Genomic DNA, 12,242 nt, shown 5'->3' with positions numbered 1-12,242 from the left:
AAGCTGAGTTCCGTATTGTTTGTGCAGATGAGAACGCCACTGCTGTGCACGATATCGAAGGCTTCGAAACTTACGGGAGGGTATTGTACGTCGCCCTGAATAAAGAGAGCATTGGCATAGCGGTTCTGCTGCCAGGCCCTTTCAATGCTCTGGCTGAAATCCATGCCCAGGATAGTAGCGCCGGAGCCGGCCACCAGCTGGTTTAGCAGGCCATTCCCACAGCCTGCATCCAGGATTATCTTGCCCCTGATACTCTCGCGGGTTTCATCAGTCTCCTGTAAAAAGCGGTTAAGCATGCCCGTTGAATCGGCGTCCCATACCTTGTCCTGCTCGTAGTTGAAAATCCCCCATTCCTGCGTGAAACTCTGGCGGGTCTTCCGGTTCTTCTTTTCAACGTAGCGGAGCAGTCCGGGATAGTCCTGTTCTATCTTATGTTTCCTGGACCTGAAATCGGGCAGGTTGGCAGACATGAATGGTTCATATACCAGCATGGCCTCAACTATCAGGCGGGGAATGCCGCCGATGATGGGATAACACCAGTTGTTTTCACCGAAGAGGAAACCGGTTTCAATGATCTCCACATCCTTCCCGTCGTAGGTGCGGCGGGAAGTGTTTATCACCTGTAATTCAAGGCTGCTGCGGGTAACCGGGCAACGTAACAGAGAAAGGAGGTTAGGCTGCATATTAAACAAAAATAGATATTCTGTTTAAATGTATAAAGAATAAGTGATTATATTCGCCCAGCCCTTGTAACAGTATTCCAACCGCAAACTGAATCCCATTGCTGAGTATCCGGAAAAATCTGGCCTATAATTTCCTGCTGTCTGTCAGTCATGTACTGCTTCCGCTGATCTCCATACCATATGTTTCGCGGGTACTGTTGCCGGATGGTATCGGGCAGGTGAGCTTCATCGATTCCTTTACTTATTACTTTATCAATATCGCCGAATTCGGCATAGTACTGTATGGCATACGGGAAGTGGCCAAGCACCGCAATCAGCCGGCTGCACTGGGCAAACTGGTGTCTGAACTGCTGGCGCTGCACGTGATCACATCGCTTGCAGCCATGCTGCTGTATACGTGTTCCATCCTCTTTTTACTGGGAAAGATACAGGACTACCGCCTGATCTGGTTCTCTGTTTCCTACCTGCTGGTGAACAGCTTTGCCTGCGAATGGTATTTCATGGGCATGGAGCGTTTCCGGTACATTACCCTTCGTTCACTGCTGACGAGGAGCCTTGCACTGCTCTCTCTTTTCCTGCTGGTGAAAGCACCATCCGATTATTTTATTTACTACCTGATCATGGTGCTGGCCGCCATCATCAACAGTATCTGGAACAATATCCTGCTGTTCAGGGAAGTGAAAATTTCTTTCACTAACCTGCAACTGCGTAAGCATGTAAAGTCTACCAGGATCATTTACGCTATCAGCCTTGTATACGGCATTACGCTGATGCTCGACAATGTGTTGCTCAGGCTGGTGAGCAGTTCTACAGCAGTAGGCATTTATGCTTTTTCTGCGAAGCTGGTAAGAACAGCTTCTTTACTGCTGACCGATTCAATCACGGTTTTCTTTCCGCGCATTGTAGCGCTGAGGAATGAAGGGGATAATGAAAAAATGGAAACGGTGATGCAGAAGAACCTTCACCTGCTGGTGTTCTTTGCCGTTCCGGCCAGTATGGGTGTGGGATTGCTGGCCGGCCCGCTGGTGCGATCCTTCCTGGGTGGCAGATTTGAAGCAAGCATCGTTCCGGTGCAGATCCTTTCTTTATACCCGTTGCTTAAATGCCTGGGGCTTTTCTTCAATAACCAGGTATTGCTGGCGCACCAGCTGGAAAAGAAATCACTGATCAGCCAGATTGCGGGAAATTTCCTGTTTATTCCGCTCACGCTGATATTATCTGCCCAATTTGAGTTCAATGGTGCGGCTGCAGCGCTGATCCTGGCGGAGCTGATCACATTCTGCTGCGCATGGCGTTATGCAGTAACCGCTTTGCCGCTGCTGAACCTCGGTTATGGGAAAGTGATGCTGCATGCGGTAATAGCTTCGGCAGTTTTCATTCCGGTGGTCTGGCTGCTGAATTATCTGCACCTGCCTGATGGACTCATCCTGCTCATTGGCATACCTGTTTGTGTGCTCCTGTATATTTGCCTGCAGTTGCTGGTGCTGAAGAACAGTTTTGCCATTATGTTGCGGCAATGGGTTCAGCTAACATTTTTCCGAAAGCCTCAAACAGTCAATGAATAAACGGCCATATACAAAATTCTTCATCCAGGAGCATCTCCAGGAGCCCTACCAGAATGGTGGTATCGGGTATACCGATGCAGAGCGCATCCTGGAGGGAGAGCATTATCAGCCGCTTTTTCTACCCTGTCATTTCAGTTTTTCCTTGCTGAGTAAGATCAGGAGGTTGTTTTATATTCTTCGCATCTTCATTTTGCTTCCGTCGGACTCCATTGTTGTATTTCTTCTTCCCCAATACGCCACCATGAACCGCTGGCTGGTAAGCCTACTGGGGTGGAGGCGGAGTATCAAAAGAGTGGCCCTGCTGGGCGATATCAATGGCATTAAACACAATGACCCGGCCTTGCTGCAGAAGGAACTGAATGCGTACAGGCAATATGATTATCTCATCGTTCACAACCAGTGGATGAAGGATTGGGTATTGCAACAAATTCCGGAAGCCAGTTGCGTTGTCATTAATTTCTTTGACTTCCTGGCGGAACCTAACGATCAGCCTGGGATACAGGGGCATACCGTGGCGTATGCAGGAAATTTGCAGGAAGGGCTTTTCCTCAACAGGTTGGGCGATCTGCAATTGGTAAATCCTTCAATATTGTTCAGAGTATATGGACAGCCTTATACGGATCAGATGGCAGCACAGCCAAACCTCGAGTACATGGGCACTTCAGAGCCGTATGCACTACCCAAAAAACTGAAAGCATCATACGGACTGGTCTGGTATGGAGATAGCCTGGATGAAGTATCCGGCAATATCGGTCCTTATTTGTCTATCATTTCTCCTCATAAAGCATCGCTGTATCTGCTTTGCGGCATTCCGTTGATTGTGCCGGAACATACTGCTCTGGCGGGTTTGGTACAGCAATACAAACTGGGCATTGCCATCAGTAACCTGCATTCAATTCAATCAGCCATCGATTCCATAACTTCTCAGGAGTATGCCTCTATCTGCAACAATGTAAGAACTATTGCCACTTCAGTATCTACCGGGCAGGGCTTCCGCCTCGCGCTACATAAAATAGAAAACCATTACTCAGCGTGTGCCCAGTAGCTCGTGTCCCCGCGAGTTACTGCTATTTGCTCGCCGCTGGCGAGCACGTTGTCGCCGGGAGGCAACGGAATAGAAGTCACTTGCGGGGACGCGAGCTACTGGGCACACCTTGGATCTTCTGCTGGGCACACCTTGTGTCTTTTCCCGGACACTGCGGAATAAAACAAAAAAGCCCTCCGAAGAGGGCTCACTGCAATGTAAAACCGAAGAAGATCAGTTCTTCAGTTTCTCAATAAGTTCTACGTATTCTTCCATGGCATTTTCCTTGGTCTTGCCTTTGAGGGCAGCCCAGGCCTCGAATTTGGCTTTGGATACAAAATCGAATGGATTGGAAGGCGGGTCCACATTGATGTCCCCTTCGGTGGCCTGCTTGTAAAAAGAGTACAATTGCAATAGCGTGTCGTTACTGGGACGGTCAGTGAGATTTTTGCTGTCTGCAACTGCTTGCTCGAAGCGGGATGTCAAATCCATAAAATTGTTGATTTGTTGCGAATGTAAGGAATTGTTCCGGTCGCAGGCAATTTGATCATGCTGACCCCAAAGAAAACGGTCAGGAGGCATTACCGGCCGGTGCGGACCCGGGTGCCACCGGTATCCGGGGCCAGGAAATGAGGGCACCGGCAGTATGGGCGGCTATATCGCCCCATTTGAAGCCCCATTCTGAGCGAAAAGCGCGGTGCAATTCAATGATACTCCGGCAGGATTTGGCACTGGGGCCCGCTCTCATTCAGGCATTTTTTTTGCTGGTGATGCAGGCCCATTATTCCTGTGGCCAGTGACCATACCTGAAAATACGTTTGGTTTACGGGTTTTTCAATCCATAAAATTCAATAACTTCAGACCTTCTTAACCCAATTTGGGGCCGTTCAAATTAAACCGAATTATGGAAGCAAAGATCAAGGAAAATGTGAATGCCTGGCTGAATGGAAATTTTGATCAGGACACGAAAAATGAAATCAGGAGACTGGAATCAGAAAACCCTAATGAACTGGCAGACGCCTTCTATCGTACGCTGGAATTCGGTACGGGCGGCCTCCGTGGCATTATGGGAGTGGGCACCAACCGTATGAACAAATACACAGTGGGGATGAGTACGCAGGGGTATGCCAATTACCTCAAACAGACCTATCCCGGCGGCGAGATCCGTGTAGCCATTGCCCATGATCCCCGCAACAACAGCCGCACCTTTGCCGAGATCACTGCCAATGTAATGGCGGCAAACGGCATCAAGGTATTTCTCTTCGAATCTCTCAGGCCCACACCTGAACTGAGCTTCACCATCCGCAAACTGGGTTGCCAGGGCGGCGTGGTTTGTACAGCCTCTCACAACCCCAAAGAATACAACGGATATAAAGCATACTGGAATGATGGCGGTCAGCTGGTGCCACCACACGACAAGAACGTGATCCGTGAAGTGGACAGGATCGCTTCCGTGGATGATGTGAAATGGAGCGGCGGTGAAGCCAATATCCAGATCATCGGAAAGGATCTTGACGATGCCTATATCAAAATGGTAAAAGGCCTCAGCGTTTACCCGGAAGTGATAGAAAAACAGAAGGACCTGAAGATAGTATATACGCCCATCCATGGCAGCGGCATTATGCTGGTGCCACAGGTACTGGAAGCATTCGGGTTCACCAACGTTCATATAGTGGAAGAACAGGCGAAGCCTGATGGAAATTTCCCGACCGTTGTGTATCCCAATCCGGAAGAAGCGGAAGCCATGAGCATCGGCCTCAAAAAGGCAAAACAACTGGATGCGGACATTTTGCTGGGAACCGATCCTGATGCAGACCGCGTGGGTATTGCCATCAAGGACAACCAGGGCAACTGGGTACTGATGAATGGTAACCAGACGGCGGTGCTGGCCTGCACATATATGCTGGAAGCGCGCCGGGCAAAAGGCGTTGCGCAGCCCAATGACATGGTGATCAAAACCATCGTTACCACGGATATGATCGACCAGGTGGCTGCGCATTATAATGTTGCCTGTTACAATGTGCTGACCGGTTTCAAATGGATCGCCGAGCTCATCAAGGAAAAAGAAGGAAAAGAGAATTACATCATCGGAGGCGAAGAAAGCTATGGCCTCATGATCGGTGACCAGCTGCGCGATAAAGATGCCGTGAGCGCTGTTGCCCTGCTCTGTGAAATGGCAGCCTATGAAAAAAACAAAGGCCGCAGCCTCTATGATAAATTGCTGGAGCTCTATGTGCAGTTCGGTTATTACCAGGAGCACCTTATCTCCATCACCAAAAAAGGAATGAACGGCCAGCAGGAGATCGCGGATATGATGGAGCAGTACAGGAAAAATCCACCTGCATCATTGCATGATATTCCTGTTGTGCAGTTGCTGGATTACCAGCTGAAGCGCGGCCGCAACCTGCAGACAGGAGAGGAGTGGGACATCAAGCTGCCCGCCTCCAATGTATTGCAGTTCGTCCTGGCCGATGGCAGTAAGATCTCTGCCCGTCCGAGCGGAACCGAACCAAAGATCAAATTCTATTTCAGCGTAAATACGCAGCTTACGGATGTGGCAGGATTCCCTGCAGCACAGGCTGCCTTGAAAAGCAGGATTGACGGGATCATCAAAGGCCTGTCTCTTTAATACAAAACCTAAAAACAGCTACTACAATGAGAAGATTATTTTCGTGTTTACTGGTGACGATTGTTCTTGTGAGTGCGGGAAAAGAATTGCATGCGCAGGCCAAGATCGGCTATATCAGCCTGCAGGAACTGATCATTGCGATGCCTGAGTACAAGAAGGCAAACGCAGACATGGGAGATTATCAGAAGGCGCTGCAGCAGCAGTCTGCCGACTACCAGGCTGAGTTCCAGCGGAAGGACAGCATCTTCAGCACGGACTCTACCAAAATGACCCCTGCCATGCGTGAGGTCAAAAGAAAAGAACTGAATGAGCTATATGTCAAAATAATGAGCTTTCAGCAATCTGCCCAGCAGAATATGCAGAAGAAAGAACAGGAATTGCTGGAGCCTATTCAACTGAAAGCAGTGAATACCACACAGGCGGTTGCCAAAGAGAACGGCTATGCATATATCCTTAGCAAGGAGCAGCTGATTGCTTTCCCTGCCGCGGATGATATCCTTCCGCTGGTAGCAAAGAAGCTGGGTATCACTCTCAATGCCCCGGCGCCAGCACCCGCCGGCGGTACAAAACGACCATAACAGTTTTAAATAGAAAGTTGGAGCCGCTCTGTACCAGGGCGGCTCTTTTGCTTATAGTATACCGGGCATATGATTTGAAGTTGTTACTGCAAAACAATCATATGGAAAAGCGGATACTGGGGATCGTATTCTCCCTGTTGGGAACCATCGGGCTGATCCTGGCCGCCGTTAATTTTGTGAATGGCGGCAATGGCACCAGGAATATCAAGCTGATTGCTATTTATTCCATCCTGGGGCTGATCTTTTTCGTTGCCGGGATCGGCCTTATCCGAAATACAAAGGACAAACCGAGTTAATACCTGTTACCAATAGCCGGAGAGCCGTCACTCGCGTTACCGCGAGTGACGGATATTCCGTCGCCTCCGGCGACACGGCGTTCGCCGGAGGCGAACAAATAGAAGTCACTCGCGGGGACCAGAGCGACTGAGCACTGCGAAATGAAAAATGGCTACCCTTGTGAGGCAGCCAGATTTCTAAAATTTCAGAAAGGGAATTATTCCATTGTTCTTTCACTGATCTTTCCTGTTTCTTTATTTTTCAGGATCACTTTCTTAGCGCCATAGTGCGTCATTTCCTCTTTAACCAGGTAATGTTCCGCATCGTATTCAACCAGGTGGCTGTCTTTGGTAACGCCTGTTCTGCCGCGCCAGATATCCAGTTTCACCGGCTCCCAGAGTTTTGATTTGGCGGAGCGGTAAGCTGCATCCAGGATACAGTTCACCACATACCCATCATAGAAAGTTTCTTTGGGATCGGTGCCTTTCTCCATGGCATTGAACATATCCATGAACATATGGTTATACCCGAGCTCATTCAGTTCATCACCTACCGGGAACAGCCAGCCACTGTTGCTTTCCGCTTTCTCGGCAACATAGTCTGCTCCTTTGCCCGTGGTGAACATATCGAAACCGGTGCGCAGGAAACTGTTGATCCAGATAGTTCCTTCGGTGCCCATCACTTCATCCCGGAGATCCAGGCCGCCACGGAAGGTCCAGCTTACTTCAAACTGACCGATCGCGCCGTTCTCATATTTCACCAGTCCGATGGCATGATCTTCTGCATCGATAGGTTTCACCTGGGTATCGGCCCAGCACATCACTTCAACCGGTTTGATGTCTTTACCGATATAGCTGCGGGAAATTTCCACGCAATGACAGCCGAGGTCGAGGATACAACCGCCGCCGGCCATTTCGATATCCCAGAACCAGTCGCTATGCGGCCCGGGGTGCGTTTCACGGCTTTTGGCCCAGAGGATTCTGCCCAGTGCCCCGTTCTTAACACTTTCCAGCGCTTTGATGAATTTGGGAGTGTACACAAGATCTTCGAGGTAACCGTTGAAGATGCCAGCTTTCTCCACGGCTTCTAGCATGCGTTTGGCTTCTTCTCCATTGCGGCCGAGTGGCTTGGTGGTGATCACGGCTTTCTTGTGTTTGCAGCAAAGCAGCACTGCTTCTTCGTGCATATGATTGGGCAATGAAATACAAACCACATCCACATCAGGGCGGGCGATGGCTTCTTCCATATTGATGGTGGAAAAAGCAACATTATAGTCTGCCGCAAATTTGTCCGCGCTTTCCTTACGTCTTGAATAGATGCTGACGATGGTATCCCTGCTTCTGTATCCCTGTATCGATTCTGCATAAAAGCGACCGATAAACCCGGATCCGAGCATCGCAATTCTTTTCATAATTTATCTGTTCGTATTTGAATGTTTGAATCAGGCTTTTGACTGGATCTGTTTTTTCTCACGGAAGAACAGGATGAAATAGATCAGTACGCCGATAGCAATGTAAGCGGGTACAAACCAGATGCTCTTCCAGTCGTGCCCCCCTTCAGTAACATAGCTGTTGGCGATATAACCAGAGAACTTCGTACCGATCACCATACCCAGACCGTAAGTGGCAAAAGTGAAGAGGCCCTGTGCGGCGCTCTTGATCTTTTCGCCTGCTTTCTTTTCAGTATACATATAACCGGTAACGAAGAAGAAGTCGTAACATACGCCGTGGAGGATGATACCTGCATACAGCAGCCAGGTGCCGGAACCTGTATCACCATAAGCGAACGCTACATAGCGGAGGATCCAGGCCAGCATGCCGATCACCAGCATCTTCTTGACACCAATTCGGTTGAAAAGGAAAGGAATGGCCAGGATGAAAATTGCTTCAGAGAACTGACCAAAGCTCATATTCCTTGCTGCGTTCTCCATGCCGATCTCATTCAGGAATTTGTTGGCAAAACCATAATAGAAGGAGAGTGGGACGCAAATGAGGATGGCAGCTATAAAGAAGATCAGATAAGCCTTGTCTTTCAGTAAGGCAAAAGCTTCCACTCCAAGTGCTTTACCGGCAGAGCCACCCGTATCTTTTTTGGGAGGCGTATTAGGTAAGATGAAACTGAAAAGTCCAAGTGCAACAGAAGCCGCCGCTGCTATTACGAAAGTGTTAGAGCTTTTTTCAATCCCCATGCCACTGATCAGGAACCCAGCAACGATCCAACCCACGGTTCCAAAAACCCTGATCCAGGGGAATTGCTTGCCTGGATCGGTCATATGCTGGAAGGCAATACTATTGCTTAAAGCGATGGTTGGCATGTAAAGAATGGAATAAAGCAATACTACCCAGAAGAAAACATCTGCATCAAAAACCATGGTTGCCAGATATAGTACCACTGCGCCTCCAATATGAAGCACACCCATCATTTTCTGGGCGGCAAAGAAACGGTCGGCGATCATTCCCACAAAGAAAGGGGAGATCATGGTAGCAATAGCCAGTGCCATGTAGGCGTCACCGATCTTAGTGTCGATATCTGCCACTTTAATATGTTCACTCATATAGGTACCCAATGTTACGTACCAGGCTCCCCAGATAAAATACTGGAGGAACATCATAATGGCAAGCGAAATCCCCGTGTTGGTTTTCATCAGTTCTGTGTTGGTTTAGTAGAAGTTATGGACTGCAATTGTTTGAATAAGAGGGAAATTTACAAAACTATTTGATAGTGGCATCAGTACACAGTGAAAAATTAATCACATGCTATAACGATTGAGCAGAAACTGTCCCGGATAGAAACTAATGCAGACCCTCCCGGGAAGGTTCCCGGCTTGCACACGGTAATACGCTCTTCGCATGCGGCGAACCAATAAAACTCAGTTGCCAGCAGCGGGCAGGTCGCGGCAACGGAATTATTATTTGCACTTTAAAATCCCGATTCCCTATATTTGTATAAGTACTTATACATTATTTATGAACTTTTACGAATCACTCGGGTTTCTTGTACTGGGCAGCCGGCTCCGCCGCCTCAGCGAAACTTTCCTGGCAGATGTGAATAAGATCTACGCTGCACATCAGCTGAAATTCGACGCCTCCTGGTTTCCCGTTTTTTATATCCTGAGTAAAGAGAAACAGGTGAGTATACGGTATATCGCCGATGAACTGGCCGTTTCCCATTCCGCCATCAGTCAGCTGGTGAGCAGCCTGCAGGAAAAAGGGCTGGTGAAAACAACTGCGTCGGCAGAAGACGGCCGCAAGAAAGTGGTGACCTTCACCACCAAAGGCCAGAAGCTGCAACAGCAGATCGAACCCGTATGGAAGGCGCTCACCAAAGCCATGGAAGAACTGGCAAAGGAAGGCGTCCACAGCAAACATTTCCTGAAGGCAGTAGCAGAGATGGAGACCGGCCTGGCAAGCTCATCGCTTTTTGAAAGGGTGGAAGCAAAATTGGAAAAATAACAACACAAAAGATATAAACATGAACGAGTTTCAATACGGCATAGATCACCTCACCGTGGAAAAGGTACTGGCCATTGCCTCCGGCAGGATGCGTGGCACGCTCAGCAAGGCGAGTCGCGATAAAATACTGGCCAGCCAACGCCATGTTCAGGAGATTGTGGACACCAACCGCACTGTGTACGGAGTAAATACCGGCTTCGGTATCCTGGCATCCAACAGCATTTCCGATGAAGACACCCGCCTGTTGCAGCACAAGATCCTGCAGAGCCATAGTGTGGGTGTGGGCGATCCCATACCTGTTGAAGTGGCAAAGATCATGCTCATCACCAAGATGCAGGCTCTGGCGCAGGGTTTCTCCGGTGTTCAGCTTGAAACCCTGGAACGCATCAACTGGCATATAGAGAACGATGTGATCCCCGTAGTTCCGGAGAAGGGTAGTGTGGGCGCATCGGGTGATCTCGCACCATTGAGCCATCTCTTTCTGCCGCTGATCGGACTGGGTGAGGTATTCTATAAAGGAGAGAAGCTGCCTGCCCAGCAGGTGCTGCTGAAACTCAGCATTCATCCCATTCAGCTTGGTCCCAAAGAAGGACTGGCGCTTATCAACGGTACGCAGTTCATCCTGAGTTTTGCCGTAAAGGCGGTGCAGCGCATGCACAATTGCCTGGAAGCTGCGGATATCATCGGCGCCATGAGCCTGGAAGCCCTCACCGGCACCAAGGCTCCTTTTGATGAGCGGTTGCATAATCTGCGTCCTTACGCCGGTAACAAACTGGTGGCGCAACGCCTGCGTTTGCTGCTGCACAATTCAGACATCATGCAGAGCCATATGGATTGTGGCCGCGTGCAGGATCCCTACAGCCTTCGTTGCATGCCGCAGGTTCACGGGGCCAGTCGTAATGCCTGGTTGCACCTCAAAGAGCTCACTGAAATTGAATTGAATTCCGTTACCGATAATCCCATCATCCTTGCTGCCGATGACACCATCAGTGGAGGTAACTTCCATGGACAACCGATGGCGCTGCCGCTGGATTATGCCTGTTTTGCCGCAGCGGAAGTGGGCAATATCGCTGACCGCCGTTGTTACCTGCTGCTGGAAGGCAAATGGGGACTGCCGATGTTGCTGATGAAGAATGTAGGTCTCAACAGCGGGTTCATGATCCCCCAATACACAACAGCCGCACTTGTAACCGAAAATAAAACCCTCTGTTTCCCTGCCAGTGCGGATTCCATTCCTACTTCATTAGGCCAGGAAGACCATGTGAGCATGGGCAGTATCAGTGGCCGCAAGCTCAACAAAGTGATCGACAACCTGGAGTATATCCTGGCCATAGAACTGCTCAGTGCCTGCCAGGCCATAGAATTCAGAAGACCGCTGAAAAGCAGTCCCATACTGGAGTTTGCACACGACTATGTGCGCGGTTTTGTATCGTTTGCTGAAGAGGACAGGATCTTTGCCAACGATATCAACCGGATCCGCGAGATCATACACAACTACTCATTTGTATCACAGGTGAATAGTTTTGCCAATGCCGGCAAATCCTTACTGAATGAAGGTTACGAACAGTTTCAATTATCAACCATCTAAATTCCTGCATCATGACCAGATCATACGATCCCGTAAAATATAAAACACCCACCGGCTCCGCACTCAACTGTAAGGGCTGGGTACAGGAGGCCGCACTTCGCATGCTGCTGAATAATCTCGATCCCGATGTGGCGGAACGCCCGGAAGAACTGATCGTGTATGGCGGCCGCGGCAAAGCAGCCCGCAATTTTGAAGCACTCGATCTCATCATCAAAGGCCTGAAAGACCTGGAAGAGGATGAGACCCTGCTGATCCAGAGTGGAAAACCGGTAGGCATTCTCAGAACGCATAAGGATGCGCCACGCGTATTGCTCAGCAATTCGCAGCTGGTACCCAACTGGGCCAACTGGCAGCATTTTGATGAACTGGAAAAGAAAGGGCTGATGATGTATGGCCAGATGACGGCCGGGTCCTGGATTTATATCGGCACCCAGGGCATCGTTCAGG

Annotated in this window: 11 protein-coding genes and 1 pseudogene; 8 read left to right on the top strand and 4 right to left on the bottom strand. The window is 49.4% G+C overall.

Annotated elements, in window-relative coordinates; all coding sequences use genetic code 11:
- Nucleotides 1–683, bottom strand: a 683-nt coding sequence (locus ACTHMC_RS11495) for a methyltransferase domain-containing protein (protein WP_440413264.1), incomplete at its 3' end; no start/stop codon positions are given.
- Between the two features lie 98 nt (nucleotides 684–781).
- On the opposite strand from ACTHMC_RS11495, the gene ACTHMC_RS11490 reads away from it, so the two are divergent.
- Entirely contained in the window at nucleotides 782–2,248 is a 1,467-nt protein-coding gene (locus tag ACTHMC_RS11490; RefSeq protein WP_440413263.1) for an oligosaccharide flippase family protein, read from the top strand.
- Nucleotides 2,241–3,293 carry a hypothetical protein gene (locus ACTHMC_RS11485; RefSeq protein ID WP_440413262.1) on the top strand — a complete coding sequence of 351 codons (1,053 nt, stop codon included), beginning with the start codon at nucleotides 2,241–2,243 and terminating at the stop codon, nucleotides 3,291–3,293. The genes ACTHMC_RS11490 and ACTHMC_RS11485 overlap by 8 nt, the downstream gene beginning before the upstream one ends.
- A 213-nt stretch (nucleotides 3,294–3,506) precedes the next feature.
- Here the strand turns inward: ACTHMC_RS11485 and ACTHMC_RS11480 are convergent, their stop codons facing one another.
- Nucleotides 3,507–3,764 carry an acyl-CoA-binding protein gene (locus ACTHMC_RS11480; protein ID WP_440413261.1) on the bottom strand — a complete coding sequence of 86 codons (258 nt, stop codon included), beginning with the start codon at nucleotides 3,762–3,764 and terminating at the stop codon, nucleotides 3,507–3,509.
- A gap of 412 nt (nucleotides 3,765–4,176) precedes the next feature.
- Here ACTHMC_RS11480 and ACTHMC_RS11475 point away from each other — a divergent pair, with 412 nt between their 5' ends.
- From ACTHMC_RS11475 to ACTHMC_RS11465, 3 genes are all read left to right on the top strand, one after another.
- Nucleotides 4,177–5,901 (top strand): phospho-sugar mutase, encoded by a 1,725-nt coding sequence (locus ACTHMC_RS11475; RefSeq protein ID WP_440413260.1) that lies wholly within the window; start codon nucleotides 4,177–4,179, stop codon nucleotides 5,899–5,901.
- A gap of 26 nt (nucleotides 5,902–5,927) precedes the next feature.
- Nucleotides 5,928–6,479 carry an OmpH family outer membrane protein gene (locus ACTHMC_RS11470; protein ID WP_440413259.1) on the top strand — a complete coding sequence of 184 codons (552 nt, stop codon included), beginning with the start codon at nucleotides 5,928–5,930 and terminating at the stop codon, nucleotides 6,477–6,479.
- A 101-nt stretch (nucleotides 6,480–6,580) separates the two neighbouring features.
- On the top strand, nucleotides 6,581–6,775 hold the full coding sequence (locus ACTHMC_RS11465; RefSeq protein ID WP_440413258.1) for a hypothetical protein: 195 nt from the start codon (nucleotides 6,581–6,583) through the stop codon (nucleotides 6,773–6,775).
- A 197-nt stretch (nucleotides 6,776–6,972) separates the two neighbouring features.
- Here the strand turns inward: ACTHMC_RS11465 and ACTHMC_RS11460 are convergent, their stop codons facing one another.
- Both ACTHMC_RS11460 and ACTHMC_RS11455 read right to left on the bottom strand, forming a co-directional pair.
- Nucleotides 6,973–8,166, bottom strand: a complete 1,194-nt coding sequence (locus ACTHMC_RS11460; RefSeq protein WP_440413257.1) for a Gfo/Idh/MocA family protein — start codon at nucleotides 8,164–8,166, stop codon at nucleotides 6,973–6,975.
- Between the two features lie 30 nt (nucleotides 8,167–8,196).
- Nucleotides 8,197–9,399 carry a nucleoside permease gene (locus tag ACTHMC_RS11455; protein ID WP_440413256.1) on the bottom strand — a complete coding sequence of 401 codons (1,203 nt, stop codon included), beginning with the start codon at nucleotides 9,397–9,399 and terminating at the stop codon, nucleotides 8,197–8,199.
- 322 nt (nucleotides 9,400–9,721) lie between these two features.
- On the opposite strand from ACTHMC_RS11455, the gene ACTHMC_RS11450 reads away from it, so the two are divergent.
- The 3 genes and pseudogenes from ACTHMC_RS11450 to ACTHMC_RS11440 all read left to right on the top strand — a co-directional run.
- Nucleotides 9,722–10,207 carry a MarR family winged helix-turn-helix transcriptional regulator gene (locus ACTHMC_RS11450; RefSeq protein WP_440413255.1) on the top strand — a complete coding sequence of 162 codons (486 nt, stop codon included), beginning with the start codon at nucleotides 9,722–9,724 and terminating at the stop codon, nucleotides 10,205–10,207.
- A gap of 19 nt (nucleotides 10,208–10,226) precedes the next feature.
- Nucleotides 10,227–11,795: a histidine ammonia-lyase gene (hutH, locus tag ACTHMC_RS11445; RefSeq protein ID WP_440413254.1), complete on the top strand. Its 1,569-nt coding sequence runs from the start codon at nucleotides 10,227–10,229 to the stop codon at nucleotides 11,793–11,795.
- A gap of 11 nt (nucleotides 11,796–11,806) precedes the next feature.
- Nucleotides 11,807–12,242: pseudogene (locus ACTHMC_RS11440) on the top strand (urocanate hydratase); the annotation flags it as partial.

The organism is Pseudobacter sp., from assembly GCF_051955275.1.
Lineage (GTDB): Bacteria > Bacteroidota > Bacteroidia > Chitinophagales > Chitinophagaceae > Pseudobacter.
This window is presented reverse-complemented; position numbering and strand designations above follow the sequence as displayed.

Coding starts and splice junctions, on each gene's coding strand:
- ACTHMC_RS11475 (WP_440413260.1), top strand. CDS start 4,177: ATGGAAGCAAAGATCAAGGAAAATGTGAATGCCTGGCTGAATGGAAAT.
- ACTHMC_RS11460 (WP_440413257.1), bottom strand. CDS start 8,166: ATGAAAAGAATTGCGATGCTCGGATCCGGGTTTATCGGTCGCTTTTAT.
- ACTHMC_RS11485 (WP_440413262.1), top strand. CDS start 2,241: ATGAATAAACGGCCATATACAAAATTCTTCATCCAGGAGCATCTCCAG.
- hutH (WP_440413254.1), top strand. CDS start 10,227: ATGAACGAGTTTCAATACGGCATAGATCACCTCACCGTGGAAAAGGTA.
- ACTHMC_RS11465 (WP_440413258.1), top strand. CDS start 6,581: ATGGAAAAGCGGATACTGGGGATCGTATTCTCCCTGTTGGGAACCATC.
- ACTHMC_RS11480 (WP_440413261.1), bottom strand. CDS start 3,764: ATGGATTTGACATCCCGCTTCGAGCAAGCAGTTGCAGACAGCAAAAAT.
- ACTHMC_RS11455 (WP_440413256.1), bottom strand. CDS start 9,399: ATGAAAACCAACACGGGGATTTCGCTTGCCATTATGATGTTCCTCCAG.
- ACTHMC_RS11470 (WP_440413259.1), top strand. CDS start 5,928: ATGAGAAGATTATTTTCGTGTTTACTGGTGACGATTGTTCTTGTGAGT.
- ACTHMC_RS11450 (WP_440413255.1), top strand. CDS start 9,722: ATGAACTTTTACGAATCACTCGGGTTTCTTGTACTGGGCAGCCGGCTC.